The organism is Bartonella grahamii subsp. shimonis (assembly GCF_036327415.1).
In the GTDB taxonomy this organism is placed as follows: domain Bacteria; phylum Pseudomonadota; class Alphaproteobacteria; order Rhizobiales; family Rhizobiaceae; genus Bartonella; species Bartonella shimonis.
The window spans coordinates 513,500-534,022 of record NZ_CP123961.1 but is presented as its reverse complement, the minus strand read 5'-3'; the positions used below and the strand labels follow the sequence as shown (position 1 = coordinate 534,022).

The following is a 20,523-nucleotide window of genomic DNA, read 5'->3' as shown; positions in this document are numbered from 1 at the left end:
GAGTGCTCTTAAAAATTTCTCCCCTACTCATCCAGAAGGAAATTTTCATGTGATAAAACTTTATTCTATAAATCCTCGTTTTTTTGTTGTTATCTTTCTTTGCATTCTTTTAATCGAGATTGCTGGTTTTATCTTTGTTGGTCAAGAAATTGGTATTTTGGCAACTTTAAGTTTAGTTATTTTCACAACCATAGTTGGGGTTGTTTTATTGCGAATTCAAGGGATTAGTCTTTTAAAAAACATACAAACCGAACTTATCCAAGGACGCACATTAGAGAGTAATACTATTAATGATGCTTTCATTATGTTTGGTGCAATTTTACTTATTCTTCCTGGCTTTGTAAGTGATCTTTTGGGAATATTACTTCTTATTAAACCAATTCGCTCTGTTGCTTGGTATTTCTTTGTATCATTAAAAAATAAAATGAATCCCAATGCTAAAAGAAAAAATGACTCTGAAAAAATAATTGATCTTAATGCAGACGATTACACAATTCATGATACAACAGAATCTCCATGGCGCAAAAATGATGATAACCATTGAAATGCCTAAAAAATCTGTAACAAACTAAAAAAATATTCAAGATAAAGAGCGCATTTCTTGCAACCTTTTGCAAGGCGTGATAACCAGTTCGGTCTTTAGATCTAAAATAAATATACATATTATAATGAGAGAGGTTCGTCGTATGGCCGAAGGTGAAATGAATAACAGTGGTGGAGAACCGGTTTTTGCTGTATTAACTCAATATTTAAAAGATTTATCATTCGAAAACCCAGGTGCACCTCGCTCATTGCGTGCGCATGAAAAATCACCACAAATTGATATCAATATTAACGTCAATGCTAACCCAATTGGTGATGACAATTATGATGTCGTTTTGTCTCTCTCCGTTAAAGCCAATGATAACACTGAAATCTTATTTCATGTAGAATTGATTTACGGTGGTGTTTTCCACCTTCAAAATATTCCACAAGAACATGTTATGCCATTGGTCTTTATTGAATGTCCCCGTCTTTTATTCCCATTTGCTCGCCAAATTATATCTGATGCTACTCAAAATGGTGGTTTTCCACCTTTATGGATTGATCCTATTGATTTTGCAGCCCTCTTCCAAAAGCGTCTTGCTGAAGAACAAAAAGACAATCAAATACAGCCCTCTTAAAAAATTTGTTCTTTTGCTACCATAAAGCCCCTTGATATATTATTGGTATGTTAGGGGCTTTTTTTCCTTTAGACGACTCTTTCGGCATGATAAGCCGCAAGCATTGCAATATTGACAACATCTGTATCGCTTCCACTGAACGGTACAATTTGGACAGATTTTTCCAATCCAATTAAAATAGGACCAATAATGGTTGCTTCACCAAGTTCTTGTAACATTTTACTTGCAATGGAAGACGCGTGATATCCAGGCATAACCAAAATGTTAGCGGGCTCTGTTAATCCCATAAATGGATATTGCTGCATCAATTTGGAATTGAGTGCCACATCGGCGCTCATTTCTCCATCAAACTCAAAGTCAACCTTGCGTTCATGCAAAATATTAATCGCATCCTGAATTTGCTGTGTGACCTGCCCTTTCATATAGCCAAACGTAGAAAATGCTAAAAATGCTACCCGTGGTTGATACCCAAATCCACGTACAAACGAAGCGGTTTGTTCCGCTATATCCGCAAGTTCTTCAGCATTAGGATTTTCATAAACAGCTGTATCCGTAATAAACACAGTTCGTCCACGGCAAATGGCCATTGAGATACCAATCAATCGTTCTTTTGGTTTTTCATCAATTGCCCGACGTATATCGATCAGCGCTGTTTCATAATTGCGTGTCACCCCTGTAACCATTGCATCAGCATCTCCTAGTGCCACCATACATGCAGCAAAATAATTGCGATCATTATTAATACGACGATGACAATCACGTAACAGCCAGCCTTGACGCTGCATCTTTTTATAAAGATAATTCGCATAAGCATCTGTACGACAGGAAAGCTTAGCATTCATAATAGAAATACCTTCACGCTCCAGATCAATTCCAGCGATAACAGCCGCTTCTCTTACTTGCTCTTCACGACCAACCAAAATCGCTTGTCCTAATTTTTGATGAACATAGGAAACGGCTGCCCGCATAACTTGCTCTTCTTCACCTTCTGCAAAGACAATTTGTTTTGGCGCTTGACGAACATGGTTATAAACCCCACGCATCACCGAGGAAGTAGGATCACGTCTCGCATTCAAATCGCGCTCATAGGCCTCTAAATCATCTATGTTCTTTTGCGCAACACCGCTTTCCATTGCTGCTTTTGCTACCGCTATTGAAACAACCGTCAATAAACGCGGATCAAAAGGAACAGGGATGATATAATTAGGACCAAATTTTAATCGTTTTCCACGATAAGCTTCTGCAACGCTGTCAGGCACTTCTTCATGCGCTAAATTGGCAAGAGCCTTTGCCGCAGCAATCTTCATATCTTCATTAATAACTCTTGCACGCACATCAAGTGCACCACGAAATATATAAGGAAAGCAGAGAACATTATTAATCTGATTTGGATAATCGGAACGCCCAGTTGCGACAATAGCATCATGACGCACTTGCATAACCTCTTCCGGCGTAATTTCTGGATCGGGATTAGCCATAGCAAAAATAATCGGCTGGGGTGCCATGGATCTTACCATTTCAGGAGTAAGAGCACCTTTAGCAGAAACTCCAAAAAATATATCTGCACCTTCCATTGCTTCCATAAGCGTACGTTTATCTGTTTGAATAGCATGCGCAGATTTCCACTGATTCATTCCCTGTTTGCGGCCTTCATAAACCACACCCTTTGTATCACATAATATGATATTTTCGGAACGAAAGCCCATCGCTTTGATCAGTTCAATACAAGCAATCCCTGCAGAACCAGCACCATTACAGACTAACCGCGTATTTTGCATATCGCGCCCTGTTAAAGTCAAAGCATTGAGAACACCAGCAGCTACAATAATTGCTGTACCATGTTGATCGTCGTGAAAAACAGGAATATTCATCACTTCGCGTAGACGACTTTCAATCATAAAGCACTCAGGCGCCTTAATGTCTTCAAGATTAATTCCACCAAAAGAAGGTTCTAAATGGCGCACCAAATTGATAAAACTTTCCGTATCGTTTATATCAATTTCTAAATCAATGGAATCAATATCCGCAAAACGCTTAAACAGCACTGCTTTGCCTTCCATGACCGGCTTAGAGGCAAGGGCCCCTAAATTGCCTAACCCTAAGATAGCGGTTCCATTTGAAATAACAGCAACAAGATTTCCTTTTGCTGTATAATCATAAGCCAGTGCTGGATTTTGAGCAATTGCCTTAACTGGAACGGCAACACCTGGTGAATAAGCAAGTGCTAAATCATGCTGTGTTGCCATAGACTTTGTTGCAACAATCTCAAGCTTTCCTGGTCGACCACGACTATGAAAATCTAGAGCCTCTCTTTCGCTCGTACTGTAAACAGTTTGAGACATTTTCTGATCCTGCTCGCTCTCTTTCATCTCACTTTATTTTCTCCAAAAACAGTGTAAATTTTGCTTGATAATGCGTATAGTCATTAATTTGATTCATATATTAGAAATTGCTATTCTTGCCTTAGCAAGTCTGATGATGCGTTGCAATTTAGAGATAAATAGATATTGAAGTAAACAAAAAAGAGTAAAAACTTCACTTAAAGGAAACAGGCCTCGTACAAATGGATAAAAAAAACAATCATAAAAATAATTTAATTCCACAGTCTGCTTCCTCATCTGCTTCCTCTCAAGAACGTTTGACACCTATGATGGAGCAATACATAGAAATCAAAGCCGTCCATCATGATTCCCTTCTCTTTTACCGAATGGGGGATTTTTATGAATTATTTTTTAATGATGCGATTGAAGCTGCTCAGGCTTTAGGAATCACACTCACAGCACGCGGAAAACATTTAGGACAAGATATTCCTATGTGCGGTGTTCCTGTTCATGCTGCTGATGATTATTTACAAAAACTGATTGCTTGTGGTTACCGAGTTGCTGTTTGTGAACAAATAGAAGATCCTGCTGAAGCAAAAAAACGTGGCTCAAAATCTGTTGTTCGGCGTGATGTTGTTCGCCTTGTAACACCTGGAACGATAACAGAAGAAAAACTCCTTGATCCAACACGCGCAAATTATTTGATGACTCTTTCCCGTATAAAAACTAGCGATGGAGAGGAATTTGCTCTTTCTTGGATTGATATCTCAACAGGCATATTTCGTGTAACAGAAAGCCACCAAGAAAAACTTTTGACAAATATTATGCGTGTGGATCCACAGGAAATTATTGTTGCTGATTCATTTTTTCATGATAAATCTCATAAATCACTTTTTAATGTTCTTGATCGTATTGTTTCACCTCAACCTGCTTGTCTCTTTGAGACACTCACTGCTGAACGTGATATTTGCAATTATTTTAAACTCTCAACTCTTGAAGGCGTTGCCGATTATTCACGTTCCGAACTCTCTGCAATTGTAGCTGCTATTCGTTATATCGAAAAAACACAAATCACGCATCGTCCTCCCCTCATGCGGCCTGAGCGCCAAAATGAAAGTGCGACTCTTTTTATTGATGCTGCAACCAGATTAAACCTTGAACTTATTCGTACGACATCAGGTCAACGGGATGGAAGTTTATTAAAAGCTATTGATCGCACCGTAACAGGAGGAGGATCACGCCTTCTCATCGATCGCCTTATTGCTCCCCTCACCACTCCTTCAGCTATTGATACGCGTTTGGATTCTATCGATTTTTTTCTACGTAATACTTCTCTTGCAAAAGCGATAAAGCTTATTTTAAAAGGGGGACCCGATATGCCCCGCGCCGTTTCACGTTTGGCTCTTGGACGAGGAGGTCCCCGTGATATGGCTACAATCCAGCGCGGCTTTGAAATCATTCGTGAATTGCATCAACTTCTTAATAATGAGCTTTTGCCTCAAGAAATAAGCGATGTACAACAAGTGTTCTCAAACTTACCCACAGCATTATACTTTCATTTAGAACAAGCATTAGCTGATGATCTCCCACTCCTTAAACGTGATGGTGGTTTTATTCGTTCCAATTATCATAAAGAGCTCGATGAAATGCGTGCTTTACGTGATGAATCGCGCCGTGTCATTGCTGAACTTCAAGCGCAATATGCCCAAGAAACAGATATTAAGACGCTTAAAATAAAGCATAATAATATTCTAGGTTATTTCATTGAAGTAACCAGTACACAAGCATCTGCTCTTACAAAGAATCCACAAGCTAAAGCACGTTTTATTCATCGGCAAACAATGGCAAACGCTATGCGTTTTACCACAACAGAGCTTGCTGACCTTGAAAGCCGTATTGCCCATGCTGCCAATCATGCATTGACACTTGAACTAGAGATTTTTGATATTCTCGTTCAGGAAATTACCGAACAAGTTGATTTTATTCGTAAAGCTTCTGAAGCACTTGCTATTTTAGACGTCTCTGTTGCTTTAGCATATCTTGCTGAAGAACAAGGATATTGCCGCCCTAAAATTGATCTTTCACTTACCTTTCATATCACAGCAGGACGCCATCCTGTCGTCGAACAAGCACTCCGCAAACAAGCAGCAGAACCTTTTATTGCCAATAATTGTGATCTCTCTGTGCAAGAAAATCAGCAATATGCAGCAATCTGGCTGTTGACAGGGCCTAATATGGGAGGAAAATCAACTTTTTTGCGACAAAATGCTCTCATTGCTATTATGGCGCAAATGGGGTCCTTCGTTCCAGCAACTTCAGCACATATTGGTGTCGTTGATCGCCTATTTAGTCGTGTCGGAGCTTCCGATGACCTTGCACGGGGACGTTCAACCTTTATGATGGAAATGGTTGAAACAGCAACGATTCTCAATCATGCTAGCCCCCATTCTCTTGTTATTCTTGATGAAATAGGACGTGGGACATCAACCTTTGATGGACTTTCTATTGCTTGGGCTGCTGTTGAATATCTCCATGAAGTTAACCATTGTCGTGCTATTCTGGCTACCCATTTTCATGAAATGACTGCACTTACCGAAAAACTTGACAGACTGCATAATGTCACCATGAAAGTCAAAAATTGGGATGGTGATGTAGTTTTTCTTCATGAGGTCACACCAGGAGCTGCTGATCGTTCCTATGGTGTACAAGTCGCAAAGCTTGCTGGACTTCCCCCAGCCGTTATTACACGAGCAACAGATGTACTCCATCAATTAGAACAAGGTGAAATGGCTGGGAAAGGACTTAAACTCATTGATGATTTACCGCTCTTTTCTCTTAAAGCAACATCTCCCGTCAATGAAACAAGAAACAAACCTTGTGTACTTCACGAAGCTTTAAAAAATATCCATCCTGATGAACTCTCTCCTAAACAAGCTTTAGAAGCAATTTACCACCTCAAACAGCTTGAAAAGAGTAACTCTTTATAGAAAACAGATGTTATTTTTTATTAAAAAGCCTTCTTAATAGGAGAAAGTATCCCTTTTTGATATGCAACAGCACAAACTTTTGTTTACCGTATTCCCATCGCTTTTCTACATAATACATTTTGATAAGTGTAATGCATATAGAGGCAAAATCCTATGCATTATATTTCGTACTTCCTTAGATCAATATTGGCTCTTATACACAAAATTGGTCAATATCGACTATTTTTACAAGATAGTCATTTTTTGTAAAGATTGTCATGAAATCTCCTCCACCTTGTAAATACGCAATATTTAATGAATCATACTTTTTCACGATCAAGTTCATTGTTATCATAGCAACAGTTTTAGTTTAAAGCTGTCGGTGTTGGGATATCACCCCATTTTTCATAGTAAATTCATGGATAATGGGTTTCGCATTTTCATCACATTTTAAGTTATAAAGAGCTCTTTTACCGTTTTTATATGAAACATATAATCAGATATATCACAGCAGCATTTTATTTTCCTAAAAATCCTTTGAACTCCTTCCTGCACCTCAAAGGATAAAGATTTTCATTCGAATCAAGTCTGCAAACAGCCTAGATTCTAACGGATTTACCTTGACTTCCTAGTCATGTGATCCCTTAAACTCAAGGCTTGACAAGCAAATCTAAGAATATTCACCACGCACTAAAAACACTTAATATATTAAGGAGGATGCCGTATATCACAGCCCTGCATGACAGTGTTTTACGATACAACAAGATAATGCCACCAGTACGATAAATATCTTTCATAAATATGAGAACAGGAAATCGTAATTTCGTATAAAATTGGAATATGATATGAAAAGTAATCATACCATATTTATCTTTATCTGTCTTACATAGCTGCTAAAATAAGCAATCCGCAGCAGCTTTTAGTTGTATTAATAGCTTTTTAACCATACTTATTATGACTCGAAATGTTCTGTTAAGTTCATAAACGCATAAAATAATTAGCTTAGAATATCGTGCAAAAGATGCAAAAAATCAGAATACTATCTCTCTTTTATAAAACGCGTCATTCATCTCATCAAATATTACGTACTGCTCCCTTTGCTGCAGATGTACTCATCGCTGCATAAGCTTTGAGAGCCTTTGAAACTTTACGCTGACGCTTCTCAATCGGTTGCCAAGCTTCTTTTCCTTTTGCTTCCATTTTAGCACGGCGCTGCTTCATCTCAACTTCATCCACCAACATATGAATGCTACGATTTGGAATATCAATTTCTATGATATCCCCTTCTTCCACCAACGCAATTTCTCCTCCTTCAGCAGCTTCTGGGGAAACGTGTCCTATCGAAAGCCCTGAACTTCCTCCTGAAAAACGTCCATCCGTAACAAGTGCACAAACCTTGCCCAATCCTTTAGATTTGAGATAACTTGTTGGATAAAGCATTTCTTGCATTCCAGGTCCACCACGTGGACCTTCATAACGGATTAAAACAATTTCACCTGTTTTAATCTTATCAGTTAATATAGCTGAAACCGCTGAATCTTGGCTTTCAAAAATTCTTGCCGGACCTTTAAAAGTTAAAATTGATTGATCAACGCCTGCTGTTTTTACAATGCAGCCATCTTTTGCAAGATTTCCATAAAGAACTGCCAATCCTCCATCTTGTGAATATGCATGTTTCCTATCGCGAATCACACCTTTTTCACGATCAAGATCAAGGGTCTCATAGCGACAAGATTGGCTAAAAGCTGTCTGTGTTGGAATACCACCAGGAGCAGCACGATAAAATGCAAGAACTGTTGGTTCATTAGTTTGTCTCACATTCCAATGGTAAAGAGCTTCTTGCATCGTTTTTGCGTGAACCGTATAAGTTGACGTATCAATGAGGCCCGCCGCATCGAGTTCGCCTAAAAGCCCCATAATACCACCAGCGCGATGAACATCTTCCATATGTACATTCGCAACAGCAGGAGCAACCTTACATAAAACAGGAACACGACGTGAAAGATGATCAATATCCGTCATAGTAAAATCCACCTCACCCTCTTGCGCCGCGGCTAAAAGATGCAGTACTGTATTGGTTGATCCCCCCATGGCAATATCAACTGTCATTGCATTTTCAAAAGCCTTGCGTGAAGCAATAGAGCGCGGCAAAACTGTTTCATCACCTTTTTCATAATAACGTTTAACCAATGAAACAATCTGTTTTCCAGCTTTTTCAAAAAGCATCCGTCGATCTGCATGTGTTGCTAACATTGATCCATTTCCGGGAAGCGAAAGCCCTAATGCTTCCGTTAAGCAATTCATGGAGTTGGCCGTAAACATTCCTGAACAAGAGCCACATGTAGGACAAGCAGCGCGCTCCATTGCAGCAACTTCTTCTTCTGAATTCTGTTCTGAAGCTGCTGCGACCATGGCATCAACTAAATCAACCGTTAGGTCTTGATCCTTCCATTTAATCTTACCTGCTTCCATAGGACCGCCTGAAACAAAGATTGTCGGAATATTCAACCGTAAAGCAGCCATTAACATACCAGGCGTAATTTTGTCACAATTAGAAATACAGACAAGTGCATCCGCACAATGTGCATTAACCATATACTCTACAGAATCAGCAATGATTTCACGTGAGGGCAAAGAATAGAGCATTCCATCGTGCCCCATAGCAATTCCATCATCTACAGCAATGGTATTAAATTCTTTCGCAACACCACCGGCAACTACTATCTGTTGTGCGACTAATTGCCCAAGATCTTTTAAATGGACATGCCCTGGTACAAATTGTGTAAAAGAATTCGCAATCGCAATAATGGGTTTACCAAAATCAGTATCTTTCATTCCTGTTGCACGCCAAAGCCCGCGGGCTCCTGCCATATTACGCCCGTGGGTCGATATTCTTGAACGGTAAGAAGGCATTATTTTTTTCCCCTCAAATAATTCCATTTTGCTTGTTGTGCTGTAACTTCATTATAAAAACAAGAGCTTTAATATTCAAAAGAGAAAAATACCTTATACTGAGGCATTTGAAGCACAAAATTAAAAACTCTGCGTAACCTTTTTCATAAAGCCTTTGTTTTTTATTACCTGTTAATCAACATCTAATCCCTGTGCAATTCCACGTTTGAGATAAATATCAAAACGCTTCAGTGTAGCACGAATTGTTCCAGATTTTTGTATGCCAGATTTTGTTAGTATATTGCATCTAGCTGTTTGCGTAATTTATGGAACAAGAAAACAGCCTAATTTGGAAAGAATATAAAGGCATCATGGTAAAAATCTCTCATCTCCTTACAATTCAGCTTTACACCTTTCAAAAGCATTCATAGCAATATCTTTTAAATAATGATGATGCATTATCTCATACTTTTATTTTTACACTTTTCAATGGAGTTACTCCCCTCAGGAAGAACAAAATACCCCAAACAAAATACGCTTGTATAGCCAATTCATGTACTCATTTTACAGAAACATTTTTCAATGCGCTCGAGCCCATTTTACGATAGCACCCATGAATGGTATAACAGCCCCCGTGAATAATATAAATCTATAGAGGACATCTTCACACTTATGAAGAAGTAAACTGACACCATCGTATATTTTTCTCATCCCCAATAGTGCAAACATCCTTGGTAATTAAGACAATTCACAAGAGATATTTTTATTCCTTTCTTCAAGTGTTTTTTATCCACACGACTCTGCCTGCTTATGACATACAAGCAAGTGACTTTAAATTGTTTCAATATAAGAGGACTTGAAATGAGAGAACCTTATGATATTCGGGTCTCTCATTTCAGTTGTAAAAAATTAATTATGAATATAAACCAACACTTATCTAATTATAACTCACATTATACCTTTTACGAAAAAACAGATAGAATTTATAAATAGTACAGCTTTTTCTCGTAAGGTAATCTAGTGCAGAGTTACAATTTGCAGTTCATGCTCATTGGCTCCAGCAAGGGCGATAGAGCGCTCATCGGATAAAATGATAGGATAACCTGTTTCACCAAAGAGAGCCCATATCGTAATGCCTGGGGTCATTGGTGGAAGATCAGGAAAGTTTTTAGCCAGATCATCTGTACAAACTTTTTTTAAATAGGCAATCTGTCCCGCATCAGAGTAGGATGTATTCTGAAACGACAAATTTTGTTTATGTTCTCCCATTTCACTGTTCCTTTATGCCTTAACTTTTATGACTCACCACTACTGACTTTAATTGGAATCTGTTTTATTTCTTTTTTTAATTTTGGTTGAAACAGATTAATTGATAAAAGACCATTTTTCAACTCGGCATTTGTAACATGCATCCCTTCCGCGAGAACAAAGGTTCGCTGGAATTGTCGCGCAGCTATACCGCGATATAAATATTGATGATTTTGATTGTCTGTTTGTTTACCATGAATAACCAATTGATTATCATCAAGCAAAATATTAAGATGGTTAATCTTAAATCCAGCAACAGCCAAAGTTATCCGGATATGATTTGCATCATCATTTTTATGCAAACGTTCAATGTTATAGGCTGGGTAAGCCTCATCAGCTTTACCGATACGTTGCAATATTTTTTCTACAGTTTCAAACCCTAAAAGAAAGGGATTGGAGAAAGGCGTCACATGTGTCATTCATGAGTATCCTCTTTAAAACGGCTTTACTTGACCAAACTCTATACAAAGTGTTCGCTGCATTCCTCTCATATGGCGAGCATGAATGATAACTTCAAGAGAAAAGATTTAAGAGAGTTCAATGCCTCAAAGTACCATAAAATTGTCAAAAGCGCGAAATTTATCTGGTATATTATATAATGAAAATGAAATTGCAGAAATATTTCGCCGTTTTTCTGTGCAACGTCCAGCGCCTAAGAGTGATCTTATCTATACAAATATTTTTACGCTTTTGGTTGCCGTTGTGCTTTCGGCTCAAGCGACAGATGTAAGCGTTAATAAAGCGACAAAAGAATTATTTCGCCTTGCTAATCAACCGGAAAAAATGGTTGCATTAGGAGAAGAAGGAATAGCACATCATATCCGTTCAATTGGTCTTTGGCGAGCAAAAGCACGCAATGTTTATGCACTTTGCAACTGTTTAATTGATCATTATGGCGGTCAAGTACCTGATACGCGTGAAGCACTTATGAGCCTTCCTGGAGTGGGACGCAAAACGGCTAATGTTGTTTTGAATGTTGCTTTTGGTCAGCCTACATTGGCAGTAGATACACATATTTTTCGCTTAAGCAATCGTCTTGGTTTAGCGCCTGGCAAAACACCAGAGATTGTTGAGAAAAAATTATTAAAGATTATACCAACCCATTATCTTCGTCATGCGCATCATTGGCTGATTTTACATGGACGCTATATTTGTCAAGCGCGTAAAGCACAATGTACGCAATGCATTATTGCCGATTTATGTAAAGCCGCAAGCAAAACAAATGCAATTCCAGCACCTTTGATTGAAGTTTAAGGCAATGGAGCGCCGATTTTTTTGTAATACAGTCTTGCTATTTTGTGTATACTAGCTTATGAAAACGCTTTCGAAGCCGCCCGGCAGGGCATGCCGTGGCTGTTTAAATGCTTGTTCAAGCGTTGGTCCGCTTGAGTGAATAAGATGTTTGATTGAATAAATTAATGTATGGAGTAGCAAAATGCCCAAGATGAAGACCAAATCATCCGCTAAAAAGCGGTTTAAAATCACTGCGTCAGGCAAAATTAAAGCAGCAGCTGCCGGTAAGCGCCACGGCATGATTAAGCGTTCGAATAAATTTATTCGCGATGCACGTGGAACAATGGTTTTGTGTGAACAAGATGCTAAAAAAGTCATTCAGCATTATTTGCCGAATGGTATTTAAACCTTGCGCTTTTGATTTTGAGGAGATTATAACATGGCACGTGTGAAAAGAGGTGTGACAGCACACGCTAAGCACAAAAAAGTTCTTAAACAGGCTGAAGGTTTTTACGGTCGTCGTAAAAATACCATTCGTGCGGCTAAAGCAGCAGTTGATCGTTCAAAGCAATACGCTTATCGTGATCGCAAAAATAGGAAACGTACTTTCCGTGCTTTGTGGATTCAGAGAATTAATGCCGCTGTTCGCGCAGAAGGTTTAACTTATGGACGTTTTATTGATGGCCTATCAAAAGCCGGTATTGAAGTTGATCGTAAGGTTCTTTCAGATATAGCAATCCATGAAGCAGAAGCATTTTCTACTTTAGTAGCTTCGGCAAAAAAGGCTTTGGAATATTTAAAAGATACAACACCTAATGCTTTGGAAAGTGCTGTCAAGTAAGCCAGTCGTGTTCTCTTAAAGCATTTATTTATTCGAGGTCCCGTGCTGGCTGTTGCGAGTACGGGTTTTTTTATTAAAAATAGGCAAAAATATGAACGATATTGAGCGTCTGGAACAAGAGATTTGTTTAGCCTTAGAGGCAGCGGATGATGAACAGGCACTTGAAACAGTGCGTATTGCAGCATTGGGTAAAAAAGGTAGCATCTCTGAAAAATTAAAAGCATTAGGAAAGATGGATGCTAGCGAGCGTCATAAAGTTGGACCAGTTCTTAATGGATTAAAAAGTCGTATTTTAGAATTATGGGCGCAAAAGCGTGATCTTCTGAAAAGACAGGCAATGGATGCCCGTCTTTCTCGTGAAACGGTTGATATTACCTTGCCTGTTCGCTCTTCACCTATAGAACGGGGACGTATTCATCCTATTTCACAAGTGATTGAGGAAATTATTGCCATTTATACGAAGTTGGGTTTTTCTCTTGCAGAAGGGCCTGATATTGAAACAGATTATTATAATTTTACGGCATTGAACTTTCCTGAAGGGCATCCAGCACGCGAAATGCATGATACCTTCTTTTTTGATGTCGATAAAATGGGAGAACGCAAATTATTGCGAACCCATACATCACCTGTGCAAATTCGCACACTGGAAAAACAACAAGCACCGATACGGATCATTATTCCTGGAAAAACTTATCGCATGGATTCGGATGCGACGCATTCACCTATGTTCCATCAGCTAGAAGGTCTTGTCATTGATAAAACCTCCACCATTGCCCATATGATGTGGCTACATGAAACCTTTTGCAAAGAATTTTTTGAAGTTCCCTCTGTAAAAATGCGTTTTCGTCCCTCTTTTTTTCCTTTTACCGAACCATCTATGGAAGTGGATATTCAATGTGATCGTTCTGGTTCAGAAGTAAAGTTCGGAGAAGGAAAGGATTGGTTGGAAATTTTAGGATGCGGAATGGTGCATCCTCATGTGTTGAAAAATGTTGGTTTAGATCCCGATGAATATCAAGGCTTTGCATGGGGAATGGGCATTGATCGTATTGCCATGTTGAAATACGGCATGCCTGATTTACGAGCTTTTTTTGATGCTGATCTGCGTTGGTTAGACCATTACGGCTTTCGTTGCTTTGATATGCCTGCTTTTTTTCCTAATAGAAATGTGTGAGCTTAATCATGGCTTTCATATGAGGTTTTAAAATGAAATTTACATTATCGTGGTTAAAAGATCATTTAGAGACAAATGCATCTTTGGATGAAATTTGTGAGAAACTAACAGCTATAGGTCTTGAAGTTGATCACGTTGATGATCGGTCTTCTTTAAAAGGGTTTGTGATTGCAAAAGTTTTAACAGCAATAAAGCATCCTGATGCAGATAAACTCCAGATTCTGTCAGTCGATACGGGAACTTCTATACCCGTTCAAGTTGTCTGTGGAGCACCAAATGCGCGTGCAGGCCTTGTTGGTGTTCTTGCGTTACCAGGCACTTATATTTCAGGACTCGATGTGACATTATCTGTAGGAAAAATCCGCGGTGTTGAAAGTTTTGGGATGATGTGTTCGCAAGCGGAGCTTGAATTATCAAATGAACATGACGGAATTATCGAGCTTCCAGAAGATGCACCTATTGGAGATTCATTTGCAGCTTATGCTGGTTTAGATGATCCGATCATTGATATTGGTTTGACCCCCAATCGCTCTGATTGTACAGGTGTTCGCGGTATTGCCCGTGATCTTGCTGCCGCTGGAATGGGAAAATTAAAAGAATTATCCTTGTCAAAATTTGAACCTTCCTTTGAAACACCTATCGATGTTTCATTAGATTTTTCGCAAGATTCATCATTATGTTTAGGTTTTGCTTGGCGCGAAGTGCGCAATGTTCAAAATGGTGCATCACCACAGTGGATGCAACAGCGTTTGAATGCAATTGGTTTGAGACCGATTAATGCGCTTGTTGATATGACCAATTACATAAGTTTTGACCTTGGCCGTCCACTCCATGTTTTTGATGCAGATAAAATTAAAGGTAATTTGTGTGTACGTTGTGCTCGTGAGGGAGAACAGCTTCAAGCACTGAACGGAAAAATCTATCATTTGGGCGCTAAGAATTGTGTCATTGCAGATGAAGAGGGGGTTGTTTCGATTGCCGGTATCATGGGCGGTGAAAGAACAAGTTGTGATGAAACAACACATCGCGTTATTATTGAATCGGCGCTTTGGGATGCACAAAGCATTGCACAAACAGGAAGAGCATTAGGTCTTATCAGTGATGCACGTTATCGATTTGAACGAGGTGTTGATCCGGCTTTTATAGAAACAGGGCTTGAAATAGCAACAGAATTGGTCTTACGTTTTTGTGGTGGTGAAGTATCTAAAAAGAGGAGGGTTGGCTATCAGCCGCAAGAAACCAAACAGATCGCTTTTCCTTTTTCTGAAATTAAACGTTTAACAAATTTGGAAATAGAGCCTGAAAAAGTCATCTCTATTTTAACAAAACTTGGATTTTTCGTTGAAGGAAAAAGAGATGTCGTTACGGTAAAAGTACCATCATGGCGCCCTGATATTATGGGTAAAGCCGATTTGGTGGAAGAAGTCATGAGGATTTATGGGTTAGATAAAATTAAACCTATTCCTTTGGAAAACTTCGCAGAAGGAAAAGATCAAATTTTAAAATACGCACAAATCCGTTCACGTGCTACACGTTTGGCTTTAGTTCAACGTGGTATGAAAGAAGCGATAACGTGGTCTTTTATTTCTGAAAATCAAGCTCTTGCTTTTGGAGGAGGTCAAGAAGAGCTTAAATTGGTCAATCCTATTGCTGCTGATATGTCAGTGATGCGTCCTTCTCTTTTACCTGGTTTGATTATGGCGGCACAGAGAAATGCTGATCGTGGTTTTTCCGATCTTGCTTTGTTTGAAGTTTCCAGTATTTATGAAGGTGATACCCCTGATAAACAGCACCGTGTTGTTAGCGGGATCCGTCGCGGAACAGAGCAATTTAAAGGAGCTGGGCGTTTTTGGAATGGAAATGCAACCATTGTTGATGTTTTTGATGCCAAAGCAGATGCTTTAGCTGTTTTAGAATCATGTGATATGGATGTCGGAAAGGTGCAGATTGAAGCTGGGGCGCCTGATTGGTATCATCCTGGTCGTTCAGGTGTCATAAAACTTGGATCAAAGATTATTCTTGGTTTTTTTGGTGTTTTTCATCCTGCCACATTAGAAAAGTTAGATGTCAGTGGCCCTTTATGCGGCTTTGAAATTTTTCTAGATCAAATTCCAGAATCAAAGAAAAAAACGACCAAAAGCCGTCCTCCTTTGAAACTCTCACCTTTGCAAATGGTGCGGCGTGATTTTGCCTTTATAGCGGATAAAACTGTTGCCTCTTCTCTTATTATTCGTGCAGCAAGTGGAGCCGATAAAAAACTTATTCATTCAGTGCAGATTTTTGATATTTTTGAAGATTCAAGCTTTGGTGAAGATAAAAAATCTGTTGCGATTGAAGTAACTATTCAGCCCATAGAACGGACTCTAACAGATGAAGACTTAGAAAAACTTGCCTTAAAGATCGTAGAGAATGTTACTAAAATGACAGGTGCATATTTGCGCAGCTGAGTATTCTCATTTTTTATGAGATATTTTACATGAAATGGAAGCATTTTTGAGTGCTCCCTTTTTGTTTGGCGTTCAAGAGCTAAAGAGCTTCTTGAAAGAGGGTTTCCTTACAAAAAAACAGGCTGCTTAAATCATCAATTTTTTCAAAATGAAAAAAGCTGTTTTAAACATCTTGAAAAGTTATTTTTTCTCTTAATCCTTCATTGCAAACGTAAAAAATAACTGTTATTGCTAAATGATAATGCAAATTATTTGCAATAAAAGAAGGCATATAAAGGAAAGAGAGAATCAATGAACTTAAGAACGTTTTTCACCATAGTTTTTGGAAGTGTTATTTTTTTTACACCCAATTTTGCTTTGTGTGCTGGTAAATTTAAAGCTGTTACGACATTCACTATCATTGCTGATATGGCGCGCAATGTAGCAGGTGATGCCGCTGATGTTGAATCCATTACAAAACCAGGTGCGGAAATTCATGAATATCAACCCACCCCTCGCGACCTTATGCGTGCTCAGGGAGCTAACCTTGTATTGTGGAATGGATTAGAGTTAGAGCTTTGGTTTGAAAAGTTTTTTCAAAATATCAAGGATGTTCCAAGTGTTGTTGTTTCAAAAGGTATTGTACCCATTAAAATTGGTGATGGCCCCTTTAGCGGTAAACCCAATCCTCATGCGTGGATGTCACCGACCTCTGCTTTGATTTACGTTGATAATATTTGCGATGCATTTGTAAAATATGATCCTGAACATGCTGCTATTTATAAAGAGAATGCTGAAATTTATAAACAGAAAATTCGTGCAACGATTGATCCAATTAAGGCTGAATTAGAAGCCGTACCGCAAGATAAACGTTGGCTTGTAACCAGTGAAGGGGCTTTTAGCTATTTGGCGCGTGATTTTGGTCTAAAAGAACTTTATTTATGGCCCATTAATGCTGACCAACAAGGAACACCACAGCAGGTCAAGCATGTTATTGACATGGTTCGCAAATACAACATTCATGCAGTTTTTTCTGAAAGCACTATTTCCCCTGCGCCTGCTAAGCAGGTTGCCAGAGAAACAGGGGCTAAATACGGTGGTGTTCTTTATGTTGATTCTTTAAGTGAGAAAAATGGTGAGGTACCTACTTATATTGATTTATTACGTGTCACGAGTGGGCGTATTAGCAATGCTTTATTAGAGGGAGTAAAAAGCCAATGACGGAATGTGGAATATTTGCCCAAGGAGTAACGGTAACTTATCGTAATGGACATACAGCTTTACGCGAAGTGAATTTTGAAAGTCCAAAGGGTTCTATTACGGCATTAGTTGGTGTTAATGGATCCGGTAAGTCAACGTTATTTAAAGCGATTATGGGGTTTGTACGCCCCTCAAAGGGGAAAATTCGCATGTTTGATTTGCCCGTTGATATAGCTTTGAAAAAAAACCTCATTGCTTATGTTCCTCAAAGTGAAGATGTTGATTGGAATTTTCCTGTCTTGGTTGAAGATGTTGTATTGATGGGGCGGTATGGTCACATGAATTTCTTTCGCTATGCCCGTACACAAGATTATGAAGCCGTTCGTATTGCCTTAGAACGCGTTGATATGTTGGCTTTTGCCAAGCGCCAGATTGGAGAACTTTCTGGTGGACAGAAAAAGCGTGTTTTCCTAGCGCGCGCTCTTGCACAGAAAGCAAAAGCTATTTTATTAGATGAACCGTTTACAGGGGTTGACGTTACAACAGAAGATAAAATCATTGCTTTGTTACAAGATCTTCGTAACGAAGGAGCAGTGATCTTGGTTTCAACTCACAATTTGGGGTCTGTTCGCGAATTTTGTGATCATACAGTTTTAATAAAAGGAACCGTTTTAGCTTCTGGGTTAACAGAAAAAATCTTTACAAAGGAAAATCTGGAGAAAACTTTTGGAGGGTCTTTGCACCACCATATTTTTGATCTTCAAAGCACAAAAAAAAATGATGTTTTCATGAGAAGAAAGCAATCTGCAGTTTGTGAAGATATTGAAAAAGTGGAGCACGTTGCATGATTTCTTGGTTGCTTGAACCACTGAGCTATCAATATATGGTGAATGCAATGTGGGTTTCTGGGTTAGTTGGGTGTGTTTGTGCCTTTCTTTCGGCTTTTTTGATGTTAAAAGGTTGGTCATTGATTGGTGATGCTCTTTCCCATTCGATTGTTCCTGGTGTAGCAGGAGCTTACCTTTTAGGGTTACCTTTTTCACTCGGCGCTTTTTTTTCTGGTGGTCTTGCAGCAGCAGCAATGCTCTTTTTTAACCACCGGACAAAGCTTAAAGAAGATACTATTATTGGGCTCATTTTTTCTTCCTTTTTTGCCTTTGGATTGTTTCTCAAATCATTAAAACCAATGGCTGTTAATATTGATACGATTGTTTTGGGAAATATTTTAGCAGTTAGTTCAACAGATATTCTACAATTGGCTTTTATCGGCTTTTTTTCTTTGCTTATATTGCTTTTGAAATGGAAAGATCTTCTTGTTTCGTTATTTGATGAAACGCATGCGCATGCCATTGGATTAAACGTAAAGTTTTTAAAAATTCTCTTTTTCACATTGCTTGCCGCTTGTACTGTTGCTGCTATGCAAACTGTTGGAGCGTTCTTGGTCATTTGTCTTGTTGTGACACCTGGGGCAACAGCCTATCTTTTAAGTGATCGTTTCGTGAACATCTTGGTTATTGCAGTTGTAATTGGAACATTCACGAGTGTCTTGGGTGTTTATGTGAGTTATTTTTTGAATGCACAAACGGGGGGGGTTGTTGTGCTTTTTCAAGCATCTTTATTTGTTTTGGCTTTTATTTTTGCTCCTAAACATGGGTATATTGCTGCGCGCTTACGCATAAATGCAGCAAAAAAGGATGTAATATTATCATGATTGATCAATTACTGCTTCCGTTTCAGTTTTCTTTTATGCTTAAAGGTATGCTTATTGTCATGATTCTTTCTATTCCCATGGCGATGCTTTCCTGTTTTCTCATTTTGAAAGGATGGGCACTGTTAGGCGATGCCATTTCTCATGCAGTTTTTCCAGGTGTTGTTGTTGGTTATATGACAACACCATGGGTAATCGCATTTTTAACTTCTTTGCCATTTGCTTGGTTTCAGCATATGCGTCCAGAGAATATTACAATGACTTTGATTACTTGCGGTGCTTTTGTTGCAGGAATGGTGTGTGCACTATTAACGGGTTTTTTAGGGAGCAATAGCCGTATCAAGCAGGACACGGTGATGGGGGTAGTCTTTTCTTCGATGTTTGGTTTGGGACTTGTTTTAGCCACGTCTATTTATAGTAGCTTAGATTTGAATCATATTCTATTTGGTAATCTCTTGGGTGTTAATTGGCTTGACATCACGCAGACGGCGATCATTTCTGCTGTTGTCACTTTTATTTTAGCAGCAAAATGGCGCGACTTTATGCTGTATATTTTTGATACAGTTCAAGGACATGCAATGGGGTTACCAATATCTCTACTCCACTACACCCTTCTAACGATGATTTCTCTTACAATTGTTGCGGCTTTGAAAGCTGTAGGTATCGTGCTCGTTATTTCTTTACTGATAGCACCAGGAGCAATTGCCTATCTTGTTACAAAGCGGTTTTCTTTTATGTTAATAATCGCGATACTTGTTGCAGCTTTTTCTGGTTTTTTAGGGATTTATCTCAGCTTATTTCTCGGCTCTGATTCTGCTTCCACAATTGTGTTGATCTTGACGTTGATTTTTATGGCTATTTTAATGATGATTTTCTTTCGTCGAAACACAGCTCAAGAAGTTTGAAGGTATTAGAATTCATGCATATCAGCCATGCATTTTTATATATTGTTTCTCATGTTTATTTTAATTAGAGTTTGAAGTGCTAGGTTATTTTTCCTCCTAATGTCTAGCAGGTGAATGCAGTATATCTTCTCCCCCCCCCCCAACGCTGCATTCTTAATTAAGAGGCTGCATTGATTTATTCTGCAGCCTTTTTATTTTTTTGTTTTTTAAAATCTCTTCTTTTTTCTTGAAATCATTTAAACTGATTATCATATTGCGTAAGCTATTCGGTATTTTCGAGGAACTTATAACAGCAAAGACGCTTACGCATGAAGGGGTAGAGCGTTATTGTGCACTCAAACATGTAAACAGAAAAAACAGATACAATGTTTTGTATAAGATTTTGC

General features: G+C 38.7%; 16 protein-coding genes. 12 read left to right on the top strand and 4 right to left on the bottom strand.

Annotated features, from left to right (window positions below; translation table 11 throughout):
• The first annotated feature begins 49 nt into the window (after nucleotides 1-49).
• Both QHG57_RS02385 and secB read left to right on the top strand, forming a co-directional pair.
• On the top strand, nucleotides 50-544 hold the full coding sequence (locus QHG57_RS02385) for an FxsA family protein (protein ID WP_330168485.1): 495 nt from the start codon (nucleotides 50-52) through the stop codon (nucleotides 542-544).
• A 142-nt stretch (nucleotides 545-686) separates the two neighbouring features.
• A complete protein-coding gene (gene secB / locus QHG57_RS02380) occupies nucleotides 687-1,163 on the top strand; it encodes a protein-export chaperone SecB (protein WP_330168484.1) in 477 nt (158 codons plus the stop codon).
• A gap of 68 nt (nucleotides 1,164-1,231) precedes the next feature.
• On the opposite strand, the gene QHG57_RS02375 is transcribed toward secB, so the two are convergent.
• On the bottom strand, nucleotides 1,232-3,532 hold the full coding sequence (locus tag QHG57_RS02375; protein ID WP_330168483.1) for an NADP-dependent malic enzyme: 2,301 nt from the start codon (nucleotides 3,530-3,532) through the stop codon (nucleotides 1,232-1,234).
• A gap of 194 nt (nucleotides 3,533-3,726) precedes the next feature.
• On the opposite strand from QHG57_RS02375, the gene mutS reads away from it, so the two are divergent.
• Nucleotides 3,727-6,471, top strand: coding sequence for a DNA mismatch repair protein MutS (gene mutS, locus QHG57_RS02370; RefSeq protein ID WP_330169389.1), 2,745 nt, complete (start codon nucleotides 3,727-3,729; stop codon nucleotides 6,469-6,471).
• Between the two features lie 1,053 nt (nucleotides 6,472-7,524).
• Here the strand turns inward: mutS and ilvD are convergent.
• From ilvD to QHG57_RS02355, 3 genes are all read right to left on the bottom strand, one after another.
• Complete coding sequence (ilvD, locus tag QHG57_RS02365) at nucleotides 7,525-9,363, bottom strand: dihydroxy-acid dehydratase (protein ID WP_330169388.1); 1,839 nt, start codon at nucleotides 9,361-9,363, stop codon at nucleotides 7,525-7,527.
• 996 nt (nucleotides 9,364-10,359) lie between these two features.
• Nucleotides 10,360-10,611 (bottom strand): BQ00720 family protein, encoded by a 252-nt coding sequence (locus QHG57_RS02360; RefSeq protein ID WP_012754519.1) that lies wholly within the window; start codon nucleotides 10,609-10,611, stop codon nucleotides 10,360-10,362.
• A 26-nt stretch (nucleotides 10,612-10,637) separates the two neighbouring features.
• Nucleotides 10,638-11,069, bottom strand: a complete 432-nt coding sequence (locus tag QHG57_RS02355) for an Hsp20 family protein (RefSeq protein ID WP_330168480.1) — start codon at nucleotides 11,067-11,069, stop codon at nucleotides 10,638-10,640.
• 121 nt (nucleotides 11,070-11,190) lie between these two features.
• On the opposite strand from QHG57_RS02355, the gene nth reads away from it, so the two are divergent.
• From nth to QHG57_RS02310, 9 genes are all read left to right on the top strand, one after another.
• Nucleotides 11,191-11,904 carry an endonuclease III gene (gene nth / locus QHG57_RS02350; protein ID WP_330169387.1) on the top strand — a complete coding sequence of 238 codons (714 nt, stop codon included), beginning with the start codon at nucleotides 11,191-11,193 and terminating at the stop codon, nucleotides 11,902-11,904.
• 181 nt (nucleotides 11,905-12,085) lie between these two features.
• Nucleotides 12,086-12,289, top strand: coding sequence for a 50S ribosomal protein L35 (gene rpmI / locus QHG57_RS02345; RefSeq protein ID WP_330168478.1), 204 nt, complete (start codon nucleotides 12,086-12,088; stop codon nucleotides 12,287-12,289).
• Nucleotides 12,290-12,322: 33 nt separating this feature from the next.
• A complete protein-coding gene (rplT, locus tag QHG57_RS02340; protein WP_330168477.1) occupies nucleotides 12,323-12,724 on the top strand; it encodes a 50S ribosomal protein L20 in 402 nt (133 codons plus the stop codon).
• A 91-nt stretch (nucleotides 12,725-12,815) separates the two neighbouring features.
• Nucleotides 12,816-13,898, top strand: coding sequence for a phenylalanine--tRNA ligase subunit alpha (gene pheS / locus QHG57_RS02335; RefSeq protein WP_330169386.1), 1,083 nt, complete (start codon nucleotides 12,816-12,818; stop codon nucleotides 13,896-13,898).
• Between the two features lie 32 nt (nucleotides 13,899-13,930).
• A complete protein-coding gene (gene pheT, locus QHG57_RS02330) occupies nucleotides 13,931-16,345 on the top strand; it encodes a phenylalanine--tRNA ligase subunit beta (RefSeq protein ID WP_330169385.1) in 2,415 nt (804 codons plus the stop codon).
• A gap of 291 nt (nucleotides 16,346-16,636) precedes the next feature.
• Entirely contained in the window at nucleotides 16,637-17,545 is a 909-nt protein-coding gene (locus tag QHG57_RS02325) for a metal ABC transporter substrate-binding protein (RefSeq protein WP_330168474.1), read from the top strand.
• Nucleotides 17,542-18,372 carry a manganese/iron ABC transporter ATP-binding protein gene (locus tag QHG57_RS02320; protein WP_330168473.1) on the top strand — a complete coding sequence of 277 codons (831 nt, stop codon included), beginning with the start codon at nucleotides 17,542-17,544 and terminating at the stop codon, nucleotides 18,370-18,372. Before QHG57_RS02325 ends, QHG57_RS02320 begins: the two co-directional genes overlap by 4 nt.
• Nucleotides 18,369-19,235 carry a metal ABC transporter permease gene (locus tag QHG57_RS02315; RefSeq protein ID WP_330168472.1) on the top strand — a complete coding sequence of 289 codons (867 nt, stop codon included), beginning with the start codon at nucleotides 18,369-18,371 and terminating at the stop codon, nucleotides 19,233-19,235. Before QHG57_RS02320 ends, QHG57_RS02315 begins: the two co-directional genes overlap by 4 nt.
• Nucleotides 19,232-20,137, top strand: coding sequence for a metal ABC transporter permease (locus tag QHG57_RS02310; protein ID WP_330169384.1), 906 nt, complete (start codon nucleotides 19,232-19,234; stop codon nucleotides 20,135-20,137). Before QHG57_RS02315 ends, QHG57_RS02310 begins: the two co-directional genes overlap by 4 nt.
• The last annotated feature ends 386 nt before the right edge of the window (nucleotides 20,138-20,523 follow it).